Origin of the sequence: Coprobacter tertius (assembly GCF_024330105.1) — a bacterium.
GTDB lineage: Bacteria > Bacteroidota > Bacteroidia > Bacteroidales > Coprobacteraceae > Coprobacter > Coprobacter tertius.
In genome coordinates this window covers 284,482-306,786 of sequence record NZ_JANDHW010000002.1, presented here as the reverse complement: position 1 = coordinate 306,786, position 22,305 = coordinate 284,482, and the positions used below count along the sequence as shown (strand labels likewise).

Here is a 22,305-nt window from a genome sequence, read left to right as displayed (position 1 = left end):
TTAGATAATAGCTAAAATGTCTGATTGACGCATGATGAGGAATTTGTCACCTTCGAGTTCGATCTCGGTCCCAGCATATTTACCATACAACACCTGATCACCGGGTTTCACAACCATTTCTTCATCTTTCGTACCGTTACCAACTGCAACAACTTCACCTTTCAAGGGTTTTTCTTTTGCCGAATCGGGAATAATAATACCTCCGACGGTCTTTTCTTCTGCAGGAGCCGGTTTAATCAATACTCTGTCTGCTAAAGGTCTAATGTTCATTGTTATTATATTTTAAGTTATTAATACTTCAGATTCTTGTAATTTCGAATCGACACTCAATAATTAACCAAATTCGTGCCAGATTTTATTTTGCCTTAAATATGACAAAAAGACAGCAAGCAGTTCGGGAAAACCGACATATAACTGACAAGATTTCGCATTTTCATACCTAACTAATAACAGATTTTCCGGGTATATGGTTCGGATAAAAAAATTCTTTACGAATATTTATCTGTTCTTTTGTGTAAAAAAGAAAAAAATACGTACTTTACATCAAAAGTAAAAAAATAGTTCATCACATTTTGTATTATTATGAAGAAAATAAATTCGGTACTTATTCTCATATGCAGTTTATTCATGTTTACGGCAAACGGAGCCGGAAAACGAAATGAGTTAAAAATAGCCATTACCCCTTTACCCGCATTTATAGAAGCACCGGAAAATAACAGTCGGTTTACAATTACGCCTAAAACGACTATATATCTCTGCGACACGACCGAAGGACTCCGTAAAGCCGCTACTTATTTTTCAAACTGGAGTTCCCGTTCTTTAGGAACAAGTCTGCCTTTAAAATATTCGGAAAAAAAAATAAACAAAGGCATTGTATTAATGACCGACAACAATTTGGAAGAGGAAGAATATATACTCGATATAAATAAAAAGAGGATACACATTGCGGGAGGATCTCCGAGAGCCGTATTTTATGCATTTCAATCTCTACGGCAATTATGCCCTCCCGAAGCCGAAATCGCGGAAAAAACAAAAAAATTAACGGTACCGGGAGTTTATATAAAAGATAAGCCCGACTTTACATACAGGGGTGCCATGCTCGATGTTTGTCGCCATTTCTTTACAATCGAAGAAGTGAAACAATTTATCGATATGCTCGTTTTGCACAAAATAAATACGTTTCACTGGCACCTTTCCGATGATCAGGGATGGCGTATCGAAATAAAAAAATATCCTTTACTGACAGAGATCGGGTCTCAACGAGATGCAACCATCATAGGACATGCCATAGGAAGTACCCGTTACGACAATACTCCTTACGGAGGATATTATACGCAAGATCAGATTAAAGAAGTCGTACGTTATGCCGATGATCATTTCATTACTGTGATTCCCGAAATCGAAATGCCCGGCCATGCATTGGCTGCTTTAGCCTCCTACCCCTATTTAGGCTGTGAAGACAAAGATTACAAGGTATGCGGAACTTGGGGAGTTTTCGATGAGGTATATTGTGCGGGAAAAGATTCTACTTTCGAATTTATGGAAAACGTACTATCCGAAGTAATTGAATTATTTCCGTCAAAATACATTCACATCGGTGGAGATGAATGTCCTAAAAAAGCCTGGAAAAACTGTGCGCTGTGTCAAAAAAGAATAAAAGAACTTTCTTTGAAAAATGAAAACGAGCTACAAAGCTACTTCGTTCGACGGATCGAAAAATTCCTGAACACGCACGATCGGAAACTTATCGGATGGGATGAAATAATGGAAGGAGGTCTTTCAAAAACGTCGACTGTAATGTCGTGGAGGGGAACACAAGGTGGAATCGATGCCGCTAAAATGGGCAATTATGCCATTATGACTCCTACAAACTATTGCTATTTCGATTATTATCAAAGTAAAGCAAAAGCTTCTGAACATTTAGCCATCGGAGGATATGTTCCAGTCTCCCAGGTATATTCGTTAGACCCTTATGAAAAACTAAATGAAAATGAGAAAAAATTTATTCTCGGAGTACAATGCAATACATGGACAGAATATATACCGAATTTCAACCATTTGCAATATATGGTATTACCTCGTATGGCGGCTTTAGCAGAAGTAGGCTGGAGTTACAGCCGCAAAAATTATGATGATTTTTTGCTGCGGCTTACCCGTCTTACAAAACGTTATGATGCATTAGATTACAATTATGCCAAACACGTTTTCGAAAATCGGTAAATTGTATGATAATGTATCAAGTTATGGCACATAAATTGTATAACTTATAAAAACACCGTTATTTTACTTAAAAAAGACAAAGATAATTGTCAAAATCAGTATCTTTGAGGCAAGTTGAAAAAATAAACACTTTTACCGTAAATGCGGGATATTAAAAGCCTGTGAGAATTATGGATAAAGAAAAACAATTGATTCTCGACAAACGTTATATACGTATGGCTCTTATTTGGGCCGAAAATTCTTATTGCAAACGACGCAAGGTAGGCGCCCTTATCGTAAAAGAAAAGATGATAATCTCAGACGGCTATAACGGTACTCCGGCCGGATTTGAAAATATTTGTGAAGACGAAAACGATCATACCTACCCTTACGTACTGCATGCGGAAGCAAATGCCATAACAAAAGTAGCAAGATCGAACAACAGCAGTGAAGGAGCGACTTTATACGTAACTTCATCTCCCTGTATAGAATGTTCGAAATTGATTATACAGGCAGGGATACGCCGGGTAGTATTCTCTGAGCATTATCGGTTGCATGACGGGATCGACCTTCTTAAAAAAGCAGGTATTACGGTAGATTTCATAGAAGCGACTTAATATATGCATTCCCATATTTTTTAACCTGCTTCCTTATACCATGTATCGAAACCAAAATATAAAAAACAGAATTAGATTTCGGTAAAATGAATAAAAAAACATTAATATGGCTTCCCGTAATCATAGCGATAGCCATTATTTCAGGAATTTATATCGGCAGATATTATCATACCGTGAGCACGGTCGGGAGCGGTTTCTTTTCACCAAAAAGCAAAATCGATGCTTTGATCGACATTATAAATAAACAATATGTCGATACGGTAGATACAAAACAAATGATCGAGGATATTATGCCCAAAGTCATTGGTGAACTCGACCCTCATTCAGCTTATATCAGCGCCAAAGATCTGGAAAGTATCAACGAAGAACTCGAAGGAAGTTTCGGAGGGATCGGCATTCAATTCAGTATTCTCGAAGATACGATTACTGTAGTGAGCGTCATATCCGGAGGACCTGCTGAAAAAGTAGGAATTATTCCCGGTGACCGCATCATTGCTGTTAACGACACGGCTTTCGTAGGCGAAAAGGTAACGAATGAAAAAGTAATGAGTAAATTAAGGGGGCCCAAAAACTCCGACGTAAATCTTACCATCAAACGCGTTACAGCCAAAAAACCGCTCGACTTTACCCTCACTCGTGGCGATATCCCGTTAAACAGTCTCGACGCGTCATTTAAAATCAATGATAAAACAGGTTATCTGAAAATCAGAAACTTCGGACGTACGACATACGATGAATTCATGAATGCATTGGCAAAACTCAGAAAAGACGGTGCCGAAAAATTTATTATCGATCTACGGGGAAATACCGGGGGATATATGGAAGCTGCAATAAACATGGTAACCGAATTTTTGCCTAAAGGACAGCTCATTGTATATACCGAAGGGAAATCATATCCCAGAAATGAAGCGTATTCTAACGGAACGGGGGCATTTCAAAAAAATCAAATGATTGTTCTTATGGACGAATGGTCGGCCTCGGCCAGTGAAATCTTTGCAGGTGCAATACAAGATAATGACCGCGGGCTTATCGTGGGCAGACGTTCCTTCGGAAAAGGCCTTGTGCAACAACAAATTCCATTCTCCGACGGGTCAGCAATAAGATTAACTGTCGCCAGATACTTTACCCCATCAGGCCGCTCTATTCAGAAAGAATATAAAATGGGAGACGGAGAAGATTACAGCAAAGATCTGATGATAAGATTCCTGCACGGAGAATTCGATTCGAAAGACAGCATCAAACAAAATACCGATCTGGTATATAAAACACTCAACGGCCGTACCGTATATGGCGGCGGCGGTATTATGCCAGATATTTTTGTTCCCCGGGATACGATCGGGATTACCTCTTATTTGAATAATGTGGTAAACTCGGGTCTTATATATCAGTATGCATTTAAATACGCCGATGAAAACAGGGAAAAACTGGAATCCTTTAAAGATTACAAAGACTTGTTACGGCATTTACAAAAACAACCCCTGCTCAATGATTTTGTCAGATATGCGACATCCAAAGGTGTAAAACCAAGACCGGTTTATATCAATATTTCACGCCACATCATCAACAATCAATTACAGGCTTATATTGCACGTAACATCTTGGGCGATGAAGCTTTCTATCCCGTATTGCTCACTCATGACAATACGTTACTCAAAGCGGTAGAATTACTAAACGATAATAAAGGGTTTCCCGAAATCCCGGTAAATTAAAAATGCAAAACGAAATCGGTAAAACGAAAGAACACATAAGACAGATAATAAAGCTGTCTAAAGCCCGGATATCGGACGAACAGAGAAAAACCGAATCGGATGACATTATGAGACAATTAGAAAAACTCGATTGTTTCAAAAAAGCACATACGATTTTATTATATCATTCGCTACCCGACGAAGTAGATACTACCGGTATGATTAAACGGTGGAATAAAACAAAACAAATTATACTACCCGTAGTTTCCGGGAACGACCTAATTTTACGTCGTTATTCTCCCGAACATTTATCTACCGGTGTTTTCGGTATTCGTGAACCGGACACGAACAATGAACAAATCGATTTGTCAGAAGTCGATTTGGCCATTATCCCCGGAATCGCATTCGACAGTAAAGGAAACCGCTTAGGACGGGGAAAAGGATATTATGACCGGCTGTTACAAGAAAAAAACAGAACAACAACCATAGGAATCTGCTTCAGATTACAACTGATTGAAAGTATCCCGGCAAACACATTTGACCAGCCCATGAACAAAATCGCAACAGCAGACAAGATTTACCATTGCGACAAAACTTAAAAATTTAATAAAACGACCGACTATGGGATTAGTATATGCAGATATGAAGCTTTGTGATATCATTCTACAAGAACCTACCCTAATTCCGGTAATTAACCGTTTCGGTATTTCATTAGGTGTAGGAGATAAGAATGTACAAACCGTATGTAAGGAGAACAAACTCGATACGAACTTTTTTCTTACTATTCTGAATACATTCATCAACAAAGATTTTTTCCCCGAAAAAAAATTAAAGTCGTTCTGCGCCTCTCAGATTGTAGATTATCTGAGCAAAACAAACGATTATTACGAACATTTTCAATTGCCCAATATCGAACGGCATTTTCATTCTCTCCTTTCCCATAGCACAGGGAAAAATAACTTGGAATACATCCGACAATTTTTCGGAGAGCTGAAAAACGATCTTCTCAAACGTATCGATGAAGACAGAACCCAATGGTTTCCCGCAATAAAAAAAGCATCGGAACAATTGACGCTTTTACAACCCGACGTAAACGATTTTTCCATTGATATTTCAGAACAAAGGACCGATCCTCTGGAAGAAAAGCTCAATGATTTAAAAAGCCTTTTCATCATACACTTATCTGTAGAATGTGACGAAAATCTTTGTTATGGAGTGATATTCGCCATATATACTCTTGCGAAAGATATTAAGCAAAATAACCGCATACGCCATCGTATTTTAAAACCTTTAAGTGAAGCCTTGCAATTGGCTTCCGCTAAAACGATACGTTAAAAATGATGCATAATAAACATATTGCCATCGTATCGGCTTATTCATTGAATAATACAGGCTTGAAATATCTATTGTCCGAATTTTTTTCAGCTGTGTATATCGATATATTCAGGGATGTGAAATCTCTGATGGAACATACTCCCGAAAAATTCGATTTCTATTTTCTGAATGCAGAAAGCTATGTACTTTATTCCGATTTCTTTCTTCCGAGAAAAAACAAAGTTATTTTACTAACTACGATAAAGGATAACATATCTGCAGGAACTAATACAGCGAATCGAATAGATATATGCGCAGATACAAATCAGATTATAGAACAATTACAATCGTTATTCGAAACGGCTTGTCATCAAACGTCATCGGACTCTCACGAGCCCCTTACACCTCGCGAGAAAGAAGTCTTGCAACTGATTGCACAAGGATATATTAACAAAGAAATTGCCGATAAACTCAATATCAGTTTCAATACCGTCCTTTCTCACCGTAAAAACATCACATCGAAACTCGGTATTAAAACATTATCAGGTTTAAGTTTCTATGCCATGATGAACGGATATATCACTCCTTCGGATATCGAACAGATTTAAAAAGCAAATCATTTATTAATAAATTATCGAAAATGAAAATTCTCAGTAAAATCATGATTTCAACATTGCTTGTTTCTCTGATTTTCACAAGTCAGGTTTCAGCACAGCAAATGCTCCCCTTACCCATTGATAAAGATGTAAGGTATGGTATTCTCGATAACGGACTTACCTATTATGTAAGACATAATGAATTACCTAAAAACAGGGCAGAATTTTATATTGCACAAAAGGTCGGATCGATTCTTGAAGAAGACGACCAAAGAGGTCTGGCACATTTTCTCGAGCACATGGCCTTTAACGGAACCAAAAATTTCCCGGGAAAATCGATGCTCAATTACCTCGAATCGATCGGTGTAAAATTCGGAACCAACGTAAATGCTTACACCTCCTTCGACGAAACAGTATATAACCTATCTAATGTACCTACCATACGACAAGGTATCGTAGATAGTTGCTTACTTATCTTACACGACTGGGCTTCCCAAATAGCCTTGGAAGATAAAGAAATCGATGAGGAACGCGGAGTAATCAGAGAAGAATGGAGAACCCGTACCGACGCAAACATGAGAATGTGGGATATACTTATACCTACCATGTTCGAAGGTAGCCAGTATGCCAATAGAATGCCGATCGGAACAATGGATGTTGTTATGAATTTCCCCTATAAAACATTACGGGATTATTATCATAAATGGTATCGCCCCGACCAGCAGGGAATCATCGTAGTAGGAGACATAAACGCAGAGAAAGTAGAAGCAGAAATTAAAAAAATATTCGGAGCCATACCCATGCCTGCAAATGCCGCCGAACGCATATACTATACCGTACCGGACAATAAAGAGCCGATTGTAGTAGTAGGGAAAGATAAAGAAGCCACTTCTACGGGTGTTATGGTTTTCTTTAAACACGAACCGATACCTAAAGAACTGAAAGCAACGATAGCAGGGATAGCCCAAGCATATATTCAGGCTGTAGCAAATATGATGATTAATGCAAGACTTTCAGAAATCGCGCAAAAACCCGATGCACCTTTTCTGAGGGCTTATACTTACGACGGAAATTTCTTTGTTTCAAAAACCAAAGATGCATTTACCGTAGAGGCATTAAGTAAAGAAGGTGAATCAGCTAAAGCACTGAAAGCCGTTTTAGTAGAAATAGAAAGAGCCAATAAATACGGATTTACACCTTCTGAATACGACCGGGCAAAAGCCAGTTTACTAAGTATGGTCGAACAAGTTTATAATGAAAAGGATAAAACCCGGAACAGTTCTTATGTAGAAGAATATGTGAATCATTTTATCGACGGAGGAGCCATCCCCGGAATCGAAACCGAATATAACCTTTATAAGCATTTGGCTTCTGAAATATCCCTCGAAGATATAAATAAATATATCGAAAAAAGAATCACAGACGACAATATCGTTGTTGCGATCACAGGTCCAGATAAAGAAGGAGTCGACTACCCTTCGGAATCCGACGTTTTAGAAATTATAAAAAATACGCATACCGAAAATCTAACTCCTTATGAAGATAAAACATTCGACGAACCACTGATATCCGAAGAACCCGTACCGGGAAAAATTATAAAAAAACAACAAGAAAAGGATTTCGGAACTACCGTTTGGACACTCTCTAACGGCGCTAAAGTAGTTATTAAACCGACCGACTATAAAAACGATGAAATTTTATTCAATGCCAGCAGTAAAGGCGGAAGCAACCTTTATCCCACTAAAGACATTGTCAATCTCGACGTATTCAATTCTGTCATCGATTTGAGTAAAAACGGTAATTTTACTAATATCGATTTAAAGAAAATGCTCGCAGGCAAGCAAGTCAGTGTTTCTTTACAATTAGGAGACTATTCCGAAAGTGTTTCAGGAACGAGTACTCCAAAAGATCTGGAAACTATGTTGCAACTGGTTTACCTGAGCATGACAGATATAAATAAAGACGAAAATGCATACATGTCTTGGAAACAAAGAATGGCTTCAGCACTCCGCAATCAGGAAGCCAGCCCTCAAAAAGCACTCAGAGACACCTTAAATGTCGCTATGTGGAACAACAATCCGCGAGCAAAGAATCTGACAGCCGAAGACCTCGATAAAATCGATTATGATCGTATCCTTACTATTTGGAAAGAACGGTTCGGTGACGCATCTGATTTTACATTTACGTTTGTCGGAAATATAGATACAGCACAGTTGAAACCTTTGGTCGAAAAATATATCGCTTCATTACCTTCGCTTCACCAAAAAGAAAAATCGGGAAAACCCCAAATGCAAATACGTAAAGGAAAATATGTAAACGATTTTAAACGGCAAATGGAAACCCCAAAATCAACGGTGTATATGATCTATTCGGGAAATATCAAATATTCACAGGAAGACGCCATTAAATTAAGCATGTTCGATCAGATTATGGATATTGTTTACACTGCTACCATCAGAGAAGAAGAAGGCGGTACTTATGGGGTAAGTACACAATCGAGCATGTCACGAAATCAAAATAACTGGATATTCATGATTGCTTTCGATACTAATCCCGAGATGCAGGAAAAAATGCAAAAAAGAGCTGTAGATGAACTGATGAAACAGGTCGACAATGGACCGTCTGAAGAAAACTTCAATAAAGTAAAAGAATATATGCTCAAACAATATAATGAGAACCTGCATGATAACGGATTCTGGCTCGGAAATATCGTTAATTATAAGCTTACCGGAAAAAATGAAATGAAACAGTATGAAGAAATCATTAAAAAACAAAGTCCCGAAACGATAAAAAAACTGGTAAAAAAATTATTTTCACAAGGTAACTATATACAAGTAACGATGGATGGCGTTGTCAAATAAAAAACGATCGAGCCGAAATTTATAAATTTAGATTCAATTTAAAGTTTATAATATTTTACAACAAATCCCCCCGGTTAAACCCAATTTTAACCGGGGGGATTTGTTGTAAATAATTATTACAGTCACAAATACATTGTTAAAAAAACCAACTTCCTATTTCAAAAATATACTAATATAAGTATACAGTTTCCTCAAAATATATCCATATTGTTTTTTTCAACATTATGTAAAATCTTTTTTACAACAAAATGTCAGTTCCTATTGTTATGGTTTAATTATGAAACATATCAACTATTAATCGTAATATGGAGACAATTCTGCATTTTTTCAGGACTTATCCCGAAATGGCGATATTTCTGACAATCGGTATCGGTTTCTGGGTAGGTACGCTAAAGTATAAAAGCTTTACTTTGGGCACAGTTACTTCGGTCCTGCTTATAGGAGTTTTGGTAGGACAAATGGATATACCTATCCCAGGACCTGTAAAATCGGTTTTCTTTCTTTTATTCTTATTTTCGATAGGTTATAGTGTAGGTCCGCAGTTTTTTCAATCTCTGAAAAGTGACGGTTTACCCCAGGTTGGTTTCGCCTGCGTACTTTGTATTTTGTGTCTTGTCGTAACAGTAGTAATTGCCAAAATACTGGGCTATAACCCGGGAGAAGCCATCGGCTTATTTGCCGGAGCTCAAACAATATCAGCTGTCATCGGAGTAGGTACCGATACGATAGGAACACTCGGTAACAGCCCTGAAGAAAAAAAAGCATGGCTCGACATTATTCCCGTTTGTTATGCCGTAACCTATATTTACGGGACCATAGGATCGGCCTATATATTAGGAACAATCGGACCTAAAATGCTGGGAGGACTCGAAAAGGTAAAGCAAAAAACCCGTGAACTCGAAAACGAGATGCGCAAAGGGGATATCGAGGACGATCCCGCACTTATCAATGCCAATCGTCCTGTCGTTTTCAGGGCTTATTGTGCTTGCAACGATTGGTTCTCGACTCCTCGTACAGTTGCAGATATTGAAAAGAAACTACAGGATATGGGTCGTCGTATTTTTGTAGAAAGAGTACGCTCTGCCGGAAAAATAGTAGAAGTCACGCCACAACTCATTATTAAACAAAAAGATGAACTCGTTTTAAGCGGACGCCGTGAAATCATTATAGAAGACGAAAGCTGGATCGGTGAAGAAGTGAACGACCCAGAATTGTTGACATTCCCGGTAGAAGATATATTCGTAATGCTTACAAAAAAAACAGCGAAAGGAAAAACCCTCTCCGAATTACGCCGACAAGAATTCATGCATGGCATCATGATAAAAAACATTAAAAGAACCGGAGTACAAATTCCCGTAATGGCCAATACAAAATTACAAAGTGGCGACCTTTTAGAAATCGTCGGAATGCAAAACGACATCAAACAAGCTGCACCCAATTTAGGCTATATCGATAGGCCGACCAATAAAACCGATATGATATTCGTCGGACTGGGTATCTTGATCGGTGGTATCATCGGAGCCTTATCTATACACTTGGGTGGTATTCCTATCAGTCTGAGCACAAGCGGAGGAGCACTACTTTCCGGCTTATTCTTCGGATGGCTCCGAACCAAACACCCGACCTTCGGACGTATCCCGGAACCGGCTGTTTGGATATTCAATAATCTCGGCCTTAATATGTTCATTGCAGTTATCGGTATAACGGCCGGCCCTACATTCCTTACCGGAATCAAAGAAATGGGTTTTGTCATATTTTTCGCCGGTATATTGGCAACCTCTATTCCATTATTCCTCGGAATCTGGATCGGAAATAAAATATTCAAATTCCATCCGGCCATCAACTTAGGGTGTAACGCCGGTAGCCGTACGACTACAGCCGCTTTAGGAGCCATTCAGGAATCACTCGAAAGTACCGTTCCGGCACTGGGATATACTGTTACCTATGCCGTAGGAAACACCCTACTTATATTATGGGGAGTCGTAATCGTACTGTTTATGGCATAATACAATAAAAGTTGACAAATCGTTATTAAATACAATAATTTATGGATTGTAAAGAAAAATTACCCTCCGCGCTGATGAAAGGTTACAGCCGGAAATTTGAAGAAGGGTTGGAACAGATGAGCCCTTTCGAAATAAAAAACAAACTCATCGAGTTTGCCGAAGAACATACTCGAAAAGCATTCTGCATGTTTCTGAATGCCGGTAGAGGAAACCCCAACTGGATCGCTACCGTACCCAGAGAAGCTTTTATCCTATTAAATAAATTCGGCATCGAAGAATGCAGACATACCTTCGACTTAAAAGAAGGTATAGCAGGTATACCTTTAGCAAAAGGTATCGCTAAAAGATTCGAAGAATTTATGATAAAGCACAAAGAAGAACAAGGAGCCGAGTTGTTGAGAGAAACTTATCATTATTTCATCGACGAAAAAAAAGCCGACCCCGATTCTCTTATTCACGAATGGGCTGAGGCTGTTGTCGGAGACCAATATCCGGTACCCGACCGTATTCTGAAATATACCGAAATTATCGTACAGGATTATCTGAAACAGGAAATGTGCGATCGACAACCGATAAATACGACATACGATTTATTTGCGACCGAAGGCGGTACAGCCGCCATGTGTTACATCTTTGATTCTTTGCAAGTAAATCACCTCATCGATAAAGGAGATCACATCGCCCTTATGACTCCTATATTTACTCCTTATATCGAAATCCCCGAACTCGATCGTTTCAGCTTTAAAGTTACAAAAGTGCAAGCTTCCCAAATGACCGAAAACGGGTTGCACACTTGGCAATATCCCGACTCTGAACTGGAAAAACTACGGGATCCGTCGATAAAGGTAATGTACATTGTAAACCCGAGTAATCCTCCCTCCTACACTCTCGACAAACGATCAATGGATAAAATCATCGGCATTGTCAAAAAAGATAATCCTAATCTGATGATTATTACCGATGACGTTTACGGTACATTCGTGCCTGATTTTAGATCTTTAATGTACGAGTTACCCGAAAATACACTTTGCGTATATTCATTCTCAAAATACTTCGGCGCAACCGGATGGCGTTTGGCCGTTATCGCTCTGAGCAAAGATAATATATATGATAAAATGATTGCAGAATTATCTGAGAAAGATACAAAAGACCTGCACAACCGATACAGTTCGATCACTCCGAACCCCGAAAAATTTAAATTTATCGACCGGATGGTAGCCGACAGCCGCATGGTGGCTCTTAACCATACAGCCGGACTATCTACACCCCAGCAAATGCAAATGTCCTTATTTGCAGCTTTCAGTCTTTTCGATAAACAGGATATCTACAAAAAGAAAATGCAGGCGATAATAAAGGAAAGACTCGACGCCATGTGGGAAAATACAGGATTCGAGCTCATAAAAGATCCGCTCAGAGCCGGGTATTATTCCGAAATAGATATCATGGTATGGGCCAAAAAATTATACGGTGATGAATTCGCCTGTTATCTCGAAGCTAATTACGATCCATTGGACTTCGTTATCCGACTGGCAAAAGATACCTGTATTGTTTTGCTGAATGGCAGCGGATTCGATGGACCCGACTGGTCGATACGCGCTTCCTTGGCTAACCTGGATAAAGACGAGTATAAAAAAATAGGTAAAGGGGTACGACTTCTTTTAGACGAATACGCACTCACCTGGAAAAAGTCTAAGAATAAAGAATGAGATTTTATCCATCACTTATTTTAACGGTTAACTGTCCGACAATTTTTTGTCGGACAGTTTTTTATAAATCGGCAAAAAGATGCTTAAAAAATTATGATAATTCATTTCATATTTTAACAATATGTTTCTATATTTGTAACTACTCAAAAACCTAAAAAGAGAATACAAATGAATAAGAAAATCGAAGAAGCTTTAAACGCACAAATCAATGCCGAATTTTGGTCGGCCTATCTTTATTTGTCTATGTCGGCAAATTTCGCTGTTAAAGGTAATCCCGGTTTCGCAAATTGGTTTGGAATACAATTCAAAGAAGAGCAAGATCACGCACAGATATTTATAAAATATCTGCTTTCACGCGGCGGGAAAGTCACACTTACCCCTATTGCAGGTGTAAAAACCGAATGGGAAAGCCCTCTCGATGCATATATCGATACACTCGAACACGAAAAGAAAGTTACGGGAATGATAAACGATTTATATGCATTGGCGACAGAAGAAAAAGATTATGCGACACAGAGTATGCTGAAATGGTTTATCGACGAACAAGTTGAAGAAGAAGAAACCGCACAAGGTTTAATCGATAGTCTGAAAATGATTAAAGATAATGGTTTCGGTATATATATGCTCGACAAAGAATTAGGAGCCCGTACTTACAAACAGGCTGCTCCTTTAGTCGGAAATTGATACATATCTGTACCGACTGGAACAAAAAGGCTTTTCTGTGATATCGTTTTTCCGGAAAAGTCTTTTTTATATAAAATAGAAAAGCAATTCTTTTACTGCTCAATAATAAAAGCCAAACATACGCCGAATCGCATAAAATTTGTATTTTTGCACGACAAACGGGAAAAATGGGAACTACATTCGCTTACATTATTGAAATTATAGGAACACTCGCGTTCGCCATAAGCGGTATCCGATTGGCTTCGGCTAAAAAATTCGATTGGTTCGGGGCCTATGTCGTCGGCCTGGTAACTGCAATCGGAGGCGGTACCGTCAGAGACGTATTACTGAATTTACCTATTTTCTGGATGCAAGACAGTATATACCTCATCGTTACAGCCCTATCGCTTTTATTCGTCATCGTATTCGGCAAATATGTAATCAAGCTCAATAATACTTTTTTTATTTTTGATACTATCGGACTGGCACTATTTGTTGTAGTAGGGATACAAAAGTCTATTGCAACCGGCTATCCCTTTTGGGTAGCAATCATAATGGGTACGATAACGGGAGCATTCGGGAGCGTAATCAGAGACATACTTATCAACGAAGAACCATTGGTCTTCCGTAAAGACATTTATGCACTCGCCTGTGCTTTCGGAGGAATTGCATACTGGTTATGTTACCGGACGGGCATGAATGCGATCGCCACACAATCGATCGCCGCCGCAACGGTAATCGCAATACGGCTGGTTTCGGCAAAATACCATCTTAGTCTTCCCGTTCTCAAAAGTGAAGACGAATATATTACTCCCGTAAAAAATGAATCAGACATTGAAAATAGATAAAGAAATCATAAGGCAATTTACAAAATTCGTAGTTGTCGGATGCATCAATACCGGCGTATCTCTCGCCATAATTTATATTTTACAAAATATATTCGAGGTAAAATATACGACCGCAAACTTTATAGGTTATATTGCCGGACTCATCAACAGTTTTTTCTGGAATAAACTCTGGGTATTCCGCAAAAAAGACGGCCGGTTTATCAAAGAAGCTCTTCTCTTTACATTTACTTTCGGAATTTGTTATACCTTACAATACATCTGCCTACTGGTTATGGTAGAAAAAATAGGAATATCTCAAAACTGGGCTCAGCTTCTTTCTATGGGAATATATACGATTTTTAATTATATACTCAACAGGTACATAACCTTTAAAAATAAAAACGGTTTATGAAACTAAGCGTTATCATACCCTGCTACAATGAAGAAGAAGTCATTCATACTTCTTATCAACGTTTTACCGATGTAATGCGTACTAATAGTTACGACTACGAATTAGTAATGATCAATGACGGCAGTCGCGACAATACATTAAATATACTCACGGAATTAGCCCATAAAGACAAGAATGTAAAAGTAATTTCTTTTTCACGTAACTTCGGTCATCAGAATGCCGTTACCGCCGGGTTACATAATTGTACCGGAGATGTCGCAGTCATTATCGATGCCGATTTACAGGATCCCCCCGAAGTAATTCCCCAAATGATAGAAACTTACGTTCAGGAAGGCAGCAACGTAGTATACGCTGTACGTAACCAACGTAAAGGCGAATCGCTTTTTAAATTGCTCACTGCCAAAATGTACTATCGTACATTGAATTATCTCTCCGATTTTTCTTTTCCTGTCGATACCGGAGATTTCAGACTCATAGACCGTCAGGTCATAAACACATTCAAAAAATTTCCAGAAAAACATAAATACTTGCGGGGATTATTTACCTGGATGGGATTTAAACAAACTCCTTTTTACTACGATCGGGATGAAAGAGCCGCCGGAAAAACAAAATATTCATTTGGAAAAATGATAAAACTCGCATCAGTAGGTATCTTCGGCTTTTCCAAAAAGCCCTTGAAATTAGCCATTTCACTGGGAAGTATTTCTATGATTTTTGCTTTAGGACTCGTTATCTGGATTCTTTACCTACAATTATTTGCGGTAGACAAAGTCGTACCGGGCTGGTCTTCTACGATTATTACAATTTTATTCTTAGGAGGGATACAATTATTTACAATAGGAATTTTGGGAGAATATATCGGAAATATATTCGACGAAACAAAAAACCGTCCTGAATATATTATACAAGAAAAGTTAAATTTCGATACAGATACACCTAAAAAAGAAAAAACACATGCGCCTGAACTCTAAAGCCACTCTGTTTATCCTTGTTTTCTCTGTAAGTGTGCTTACTTTACTTCCCTTCTTAGGGCTTACCGATTTCCACACCAAAGGAGAACCCCGAGAAGCGATTGTTTCGGTAAGTATGATCCAGACCGATAATTGGGTATTACCCGAAAACAACGGTGGAGATATTGCATATAAACCGCCCATGTTTCATTGGATTGCAGCGGCTTTATCGATGCCGTACGGTACGGTAACCGAATTTTCGTCCCGGTTACCTTCTGCTTTAGCAACCATAATCCTTGCATTGTGTTGTTTTATGTTTTTTGCCAAACGTACGACCAACAATCTCGCATTTCTTACGACCTTGTTATTCCTGTCGGCTTTCGAAGTACATAGAGCCGCAATGGCAGCCCGGGTAGATATGGTGCTAACCCTGTTTATCGTAACAGCTCTTTTTCAATTATTTAAATGGACAGAAAAAGGGCTAAGGGGATTCCCGCTGATAGCAACTCTTCTTATGGGGGCAGCAACCCTCACCAAAGGACCTGTCGGCATTATTCTTCCCTGTCTCGTATCCGGAATATATCTACTCATAAAACGAGAAAAATTCTTAAGAATATGTCTGAAATTTATTCCCGTGGTCATTGTTTCCTGCATTCTTCCGGGAATATGGTATTATTTGGCATGGAAACAGGGGGGAGATAATTTTATCAACCTGGTAATAGAAGAAAATTTTGGACGCTTTATGGGTAAAATGTCCTATGAATCTCACGAACAATCTATTTTTTATTACATCTATACAACACTGGCCGGCTTCATTCCTTGGTCGATATTAGTTGTTATCTCATTATTCTCTTTCCGACCGAAAAAAATAAAAGGGAAACCGACGGAATGGTGGAATTATTTTAAGAATTACATAAAAACAATGGATAGTGTCAGATTATTTTCATTACTATCTTTCGCTGTTATTTTCGTTTTCTATTGTATTCCTAAAAGCAAGCGATCGGTTTACCTTTTACCCGTATATCCTTTTCTGGCTTATTTTTTGGCAGAATATATGCTATGGCTGATACAAAACAGATCAAAAGTATGGAAAATTTTCGGAGCCTTTTTATCTATTCTCACCTCACTGGTCATACTTATCTTCATTACCCTGAAAACCGGTTGGATAAATCCCGATATTCTACCTGCAAAATATTCAGCGCTAGCATCGCATTATATTACGGCTTTACAAACTCCCTGGAACATCGGAAGCATTCTATCTCTCATCGTACTTATCATCGTGCTTTATCATGTATATAAAAATAAACGTGACCTCACTATCAACAATCGATATTTATATACAATAGTAGCTCTGTTTTTCTGGTTGCAAATACTTCTCGACGCCTTTATTCTCCCGGGAATACTAAATGCCAAATCGATGCGTCCTTTTGCGGAACAAGTAAAAGAAACCGTTCCAACGGGAAATATATATTCCTACGTCAGCGCACCGATGATGCATTTTTTTATTGTAAATTTCTATAACGACAACCGGGTTATCGATTTCGAAAAAGAAAACAGACCGGAAACCGGTTTTCTTCTGGTCGGAAAACATGATTTTAACTTTATACAGGAAGAATACGGCAAAAAATATCATTTCGAACCGATACTTATCAGCGAGCGAAAAGGAAATGATGTAAAAGATATCATTTACCTGTACAAATTCACCGAAATAAAATAACAGGAATAAAAATAAAAAAGCCTGCGATCAAAAAAGAAATAGGATCGCAGGCTTTTGTCAGTTTATTGACTTATCAGTTTTGTCAACTTTTCAGGACTGAAGTTTTTGGCGATGATCACTCCCTGAGGATCGATCAGATAATTGCCAAACCCTTTTTGAAGGCGGAAATTACGGTAAATACCGGATGATTCACCTTCATTGTCATAGAATTGTGTATTTGTATCTACACCGTCGAGTCGTACCGTTTCACGATATACATTCTCATTCGGGTCGAATGAGATCGAAACGAAACGAACATCATCCTTGTTTATTCGTGAGATTTCATTGTTGAACCGTATATTCGAGATTCTCGAATTGGCATCGTAACTTGCCCAAAAATTTAAAACGACATATTTCCCTTTTGCACTATTCAAATCAAATTTTCCGGAAAGAGTATCGTCGATGGTAAATCCAGGAGCTGTTTCTCCTAATTTAACCCCCACCTTCGGACTCATGTCATTATGGGAGAACGAAAACAATAAAAATAATACAAATACAGCAAAAATAGACTTTACATTCTTCATGCTGATGTTTTATGATTCGCACTAAATCTGTATATGGGACTCCCGTCTGCATAATACAAACCCCGCTGATTTTCAGCAGTTAATCTATACCTTCAGAAGCGCTCTTCTTCAAGTAAAGATTTATAAAACGCTGCAAAGGTGCAAAAAATCCGGTTAACCGCAAAATATTATTTACATTTTTTCACGATCAGAGCAATCAATAACCTTCTCGATAACATTGTTTTATCTTTTTTCAATATTAAAATATCCCTTTTTTATGACCGGTTTTACCTTATAAAGTAGCTTGTAGAAAGGTTTTTTCCTATCTTTGTAGTTTATAAATTTGCAAAATTCAAACATGAATCAAAAGAACGAAATCATCCTTATCAGTATCTCCGGAGAAGATAGACCGGGAGTAACTTCTGCCTTAACCGAAATACTGGCCCGCTACGATGCTTTTATACTCGATATCGGACAGGCAGATATACACCATACATTATCTTTAGGAATTTTGTTCAAGACTACCGGAGATAAATCGGGCGAAATTCTTAAAGACCTCCTTTTTAAAGCATACGAACTCGATGTGAATATAAAATTTTCACCCATCAGTGAGAAAGAGTATTGCGAATGGGTATCGCAACAGGGTAAAAATCGCTATATCATTACTATCCTCGGTCGTAAAATTACAGCCCGACAAATCGCATCGGTTACACAAATCGTCGCCGATCAAGGGCTCAATATCGATGGCATACAACGTCTTACCGGCCGTATTCCGCTCGAAGAAAATGTACGTAGCCCCAAATCTTGCATAGAACTTTCGGTAAGAGGCAATCCGATCAACAAAGATGCAATGCAGTCGAGTTTTATGCAGCTTTCAGTAAACGAAGGGATGGATATATCGTTCCAACAAGATAATATGTTCCGCCGATGCAGAAGGCTCATCTGTTTCGATATGGACTCTACACTCATAGAAACAGAGGTAATCGACGAACTTGCCGTACGGGCTGGAGTAGGCGACGAAGTAAAAGCAATCACCGAAGCAGCCATGAGAGGTGAAATTGATTTTTGCGAGAGTTTTAAACAACGTGTTTCATTACTAAAAGGTCTCGACATATCGGTAATGGAAGAAATAGCAAAATCATTGCCAATAACGGAGGGTGTAGATCGGCTCATGCAGGTGCTGAAAACTGCCGGTTTTAAAATAGCTATCCTTTCAGGTGGATTTACCTATTTCGGCAATTATCTGAAAAAAAGATACGGAATCGATTATGTATATGCCAACGAGCTCGAAATAGAAGACGGTAAGCTGACCGGACGTTATCTCGGAGATATTGTAGATGGTCGTAGGAAAGCAGAGTTATTACGTCTTATTGCACAAGTAGAGAATGTAGATATCGCACAAACAATCGCTGTCGGAGACGGAGCAAACGATTTACCGATGCTAAATACGGCCGGCTTAGGTATCGCATACCATGCCAAACCTAAAGTAAAAGAAAACGCAACGCAATCGATCTCGACAATAGGTCTCGACGGTGTTCTTTATTTCATCGGTTTTAAAGACTCCTATTTCGAAGAGAAACAGCACTTACGATAAACCGTTTGTTGTCTACTCCGTTATATATTTAATAACGGATATACGGTTATATATCCAAAAAATCGTACTGTTGCTTCAATTTAAAGAAGAACGGCCGGTGTTATTTGACAAAAAACAATTAGCTTTGAAGGTCATATAATGACTCTCGGTAGGATATGAAAAAAATTATTTTATTCTTTTTATTCTTGTTCCCGGTATTGTCTCTTTGCCATGCTCAAACGGTAGGGCTCGTACTCAGCGGAGGAGGGGCGAAAGGAATAGCTCATATCGGAATTATCCAAGCCCTTGAAGAAAACAATGTTCCCATCGATTATATTGCCGGCACATCCATGGGAGCAATCGTCGGGGCCCTTTATGCAATGGGTTATACTCCTTCTGAAATGATGGAACTTATTAAATCTCCTGATTTTGTATCCTGGTCGACGGGGACAATGGAGGAAGATTATATTTACTATTTTAAAAAACCCGACCCGACACCCGAATTCGCTTCATTTAAAATCAGTTTACAGGATTCGAGTAAAATAACCCCTCATTTTTTACCTCAAAGCCTGATCAATCCCTTGCCTATGAATTTTGCTTTCATGCGTATTTTCGCTCCTTATACGGCACAATCAGCAGGTAATTTCAACAATCTTTTTGTTCCATTCAGAGCTGTTGCCTCCGACGTTTACCATAAAAGGCCGCTTATTCTTAAAAACGGAGATTTAGGGGATGCAGTACGGGCATCGATGAGCTTTCCGTTTGTGTTTAAACCCATCGAAATAGATAGTGTACTGGTTTACGACGGAGGTATTTATAATAATTTCCCCTTGGACGTTATGAAAGACGATTTCAATCCCGATATAATTATCGGGAGTAATGTCGCCTCGGCTCCAGAAAAGCCTGACGAAAATAATCTGATGGCACAGATTGAAAATATGGTCATGCAAAAAACGGATTATAATCTCGATGAAAAAGACGGAATTCTGCTCGATTTCGACTTAAAAGAATTCGGGCTTCTCGATTTTCCGAAAGCTGATGCCATTTTTAATATCGGATACGAGAAAGCCGAAACTATGATAGATTCGATTAAATCCAGAATTCCGAGAGAAGTATCTACCGACACAAGGGAGATGCAGAGGATGATTTTTAAAAGTAAAACGCCCGAACTGATCTTCAATAACATAACCGTAGAAGGTGGAAATCATTTTCAACAAAATTATATCAAAAGACAATTTCTACCCGACGAAAAAGATACGACATTTACACAGGAAGATGTAAAACGTTCTTATTATAAACTTTTGTCCGATTCTAAAATATCCGATCTCATACCGCATGCTATTTATAATGAAAAAACCGGATATTTTACACTCGACCTAAAAGCTAAAATACAAGATAACATAGCTTTGGGACTCGGAGGATATGTTTCCTCCGGTAATACCAACCAAATCTATTTAGGTGCAAAATATCGTACCCTTAATTTATACCCGATGGACATCGAAGTCAGCGGTCAAATCGGGCGTGCCTATAACGCAGGAACAGCCTCGGCCCGTTTCGAACTTCCGAGCCACATGCCCATGTACCTGAAGGTAATCGGCTCATATTCAAAGAAAAAATATTTCGAAAGCGAAAAACTTTTTTATACCGACGAATCGCCGACTTTTATCGCTAATGCCGAATCTTATGCAAAAATAAGGTTAGGATTACCATTCCTGACAACTGGCAAAACGGAGTTGACTGTTGGATACGGATTACTTTCGGATAATTATTATCAGTCGAACGTAGTAGATTATTCTCAAACAACAAGCGATAAAAGTAACTACAAATTTTTAATGGGATCGTTACGATTCGAGAAAAATACGCTCAATAGCTTCATGTTTCCGGTTACGGGAAGCAGCATATCGGTAATCGGTGAAGCAGCCTATGGAAAAGAATATTACTATGCAAGTAACGGAAAAACAAGGCCGAAACAATCTACCGATAAAGCCAAACATTCGTGGTTGCAAATGACAGCTCAGTCACAAAATTATTTCGGCTTAACTCCTAAATTCACTCTGGGAGTAAGAGGAGAATTGGTATTATCGAGCAAAAGTTTTTTCAATAATTATACCTCGACCATCATACAGGCTCCGGCATTTACACCTACACCACATAGCAAAATGGTATTTAATGAGGCGTTCAGGGCAACCCAGTACATAGCTGCAGGTATTCTGCCTATCTGGCATATCATAAACAAACTGCAACTGCGTACCGAGTTATATGGTTTTGTCCCTTTTTATAAAATCAAAAGTGAAAAAAATACCAACAAACCTTATTACGGGAAATTTATGCGCTCCTTTGAATATATTGGGGAAATAGCTCTCGTATATGATTTACCGTTTGCTTCTATAAGTATATATGTTAACAAATATAGCTACCCAAAAGACAATTGGAATTTTGGAGTCGGTCTCGGCTTCCTTTTATATAATCCTAAATTTTTAGAATAACGGAAAAATCCGTTTTTTACAATATTGCTGAACTATCGTACCTTTAAACTTGAGAATCTAAAAACATAGATTTTCCTCACAACTACATATTTATCAGAATATCCCATAAAAATCTTATATAAAAAAACAATCACTCATAAGTCTGCGT

Annotated in this window: 18 protein-coding genes; 16 read left to right on the top strand and 2 right to left on the bottom strand. The window is 38.4% G+C overall.

Annotation, left to right across the window (positions count from 1 at the left end; all coding sequences use genetic code 11):
* A complete protein-coding gene (locus NMU02_RS03075; RefSeq protein ID WP_255025724.1) occupies window positions 1-270 on the bottom strand; it encodes a co-chaperone GroES in 270 nt (89 codons plus the stop codon).
* A gap of 312 nt (window positions 271-582) precedes the next feature.
* Between NMU02_RS03075 and NMU02_RS03070 the strand changes: the two genes are divergently transcribed.
* The 14 genes from NMU02_RS03070 to NMU02_RS03005 all read left to right on the top strand — a co-directional run bounded on the left by NMU02_RS03070 (window position 583) and on the right by NMU02_RS03005 (window position 17,556).
* Entirely contained in the window at window positions 583-2,220 is a 1,638-nt protein-coding gene (locus NMU02_RS03070) for a beta-N-acetylhexosaminidase (RefSeq protein WP_255025723.1), read from the top strand.
* A gap of 170 nt (window positions 2,221-2,390) precedes the next feature.
* On the top strand, window positions 2,391-2,816 hold the full coding sequence (locus tag NMU02_RS03065) for a dCMP deaminase family protein (RefSeq protein WP_255025722.1): 426 nt from the start codon (window positions 2,391-2,393) through the stop codon (window positions 2,814-2,816).
* 86 nt (window positions 2,817-2,902) lie between these two features.
* On the top strand, window positions 2,903-4,525 hold the full coding sequence (locus NMU02_RS03060) for a S41 family peptidase (RefSeq protein WP_255025721.1): 1,623 nt from the start codon (window positions 2,903-2,905) through the stop codon (window positions 4,523-4,525).
* Window positions 4,526-4,527: 2 nt separating this feature from the next.
* Window positions 4,528-5,103, top strand: a complete 576-nt coding sequence (locus tag NMU02_RS03055) for a 5-formyltetrahydrofolate cyclo-ligase (protein ID WP_255025720.1) — start codon at window positions 4,528-4,530, stop codon at window positions 5,101-5,103.
* A 22-nt stretch (window positions 5,104-5,125) separates the two neighbouring features.
* The gene (locus tag NMU02_RS03050) at window positions 5,126-5,839 is read left to right on the top strand and encodes a helix-turn-helix transcriptional regulator (protein WP_255025719.1); all 714 of its coding nucleotides are present in this window, start codon (window positions 5,126-5,128) and stop codon (window positions 5,837-5,839) included.
* 2 nt (window positions 5,840-5,841) lie between these two features.
* Window positions 5,842-6,426: a response regulator transcription factor gene (locus NMU02_RS13680; RefSeq protein WP_290427097.1), complete on the top strand. Its 585-nt coding sequence runs from the start codon at window positions 5,842-5,844 to the stop codon at window positions 6,424-6,426.
* A 32-nt stretch (window positions 6,427-6,458) separates the two neighbouring features.
* Window positions 6,459-9,275 (top strand): M16 family metallopeptidase, encoded by a 2,817-nt coding sequence (locus tag NMU02_RS03040; protein WP_255025718.1) that lies wholly within the window; start codon window positions 6,459-6,461, stop codon window positions 9,273-9,275.
* A gap of 305 nt (window positions 9,276-9,580) precedes the next feature.
* Window positions 9,581-11,281, top strand: a complete 1,701-nt coding sequence (gene aspT / locus NMU02_RS03035; RefSeq protein ID WP_255025717.1) for an aspartate-alanine antiporter — start codon at window positions 9,581-9,583, stop codon at window positions 11,279-11,281.
* Between the two features lie 41 nt (window positions 11,282-11,322).
* The gene (locus tag NMU02_RS03030; RefSeq protein ID WP_255025716.1) at window positions 11,323-12,987 is read left to right on the top strand and encodes a bifunctional aspartate transaminase/aspartate 4-decarboxylase; all 1,665 of its coding nucleotides are present in this window, start codon (window positions 11,323-11,325) and stop codon (window positions 12,985-12,987) included.
* 168 nt (window positions 12,988-13,155) lie between these two features.
* Window positions 13,156-13,671 (top strand): ferritin, encoded by a 516-nt coding sequence (locus NMU02_RS03025; RefSeq protein WP_255025715.1) that lies wholly within the window; start codon window positions 13,156-13,158, stop codon window positions 13,669-13,671.
* Between the two features lie 167 nt (window positions 13,672-13,838).
* A complete protein-coding gene (locus NMU02_RS03020) occupies window positions 13,839-14,498 on the top strand; it encodes a trimeric intracellular cation channel family protein (protein WP_255025714.1) in 660 nt (219 codons plus the stop codon).
* Window positions 14,473-14,889 (top strand): GtrA family protein, encoded by a 417-nt coding sequence (locus NMU02_RS03015; RefSeq protein ID WP_255025713.1) that lies wholly within the window; start codon window positions 14,473-14,475, stop codon window positions 14,887-14,889. Before NMU02_RS03020 ends, NMU02_RS03015 begins: the two co-directional genes overlap by 26 nt.
* The gene (locus tag NMU02_RS03010) at window positions 14,886-15,860 is read left to right on the top strand and encodes a glycosyltransferase family 2 protein (RefSeq protein WP_255025712.1); all 975 of its coding nucleotides are present in this window, start codon (window positions 14,886-14,888) and stop codon (window positions 15,858-15,860) included. The genes NMU02_RS03015 and NMU02_RS03010 overlap by 4 nt, the downstream gene beginning before the upstream one ends.
* Window positions 15,844-17,556 carry an ArnT family glycosyltransferase gene (locus NMU02_RS03005; RefSeq protein ID WP_255025711.1) on the top strand — a complete coding sequence of 571 codons (1,713 nt, stop codon included), beginning with the start codon at window positions 15,844-15,846 and terminating at the stop codon, window positions 17,554-17,556. The genes NMU02_RS03010 and NMU02_RS03005 overlap by 17 nt, the downstream gene beginning before the upstream one ends.
* Before the next feature lie 62 nt (window positions 17,557-17,618).
* Here the strand turns inward: NMU02_RS03005 and NMU02_RS03000 are convergent, their stop codons facing one another.
* On the bottom strand, window positions 17,619-18,119 hold the full coding sequence (locus NMU02_RS03000; protein WP_255025710.1) for a TlpA family protein disulfide reductase: 501 nt from the start codon (window positions 18,117-18,119) through the stop codon (window positions 17,619-17,621).
* A gap of 337 nt (window positions 18,120-18,456) precedes the next feature.
* Here NMU02_RS03000 and serB point away from each other — a divergent pair, with 337 nt between their 5' ends.
* Window positions 18,457-19,692, top strand: a complete 1,236-nt coding sequence (gene serB, locus NMU02_RS02995) for a phosphoserine phosphatase SerB (RefSeq protein ID WP_255025709.1) — start codon at window positions 18,457-18,459, stop codon at window positions 19,690-19,692.
* Between the two features lie 155 nt (window positions 19,693-19,847).
* On the top strand, window positions 19,848-22,157 hold the full coding sequence (locus NMU02_RS02990) for a patatin-like phospholipase family protein (RefSeq protein ID WP_255025708.1): 2,310 nt from the start codon (window positions 19,848-19,850) through the stop codon (window positions 22,155-22,157).
* Window positions 22,158-22,305 lie beyond the last annotated feature (148 nt).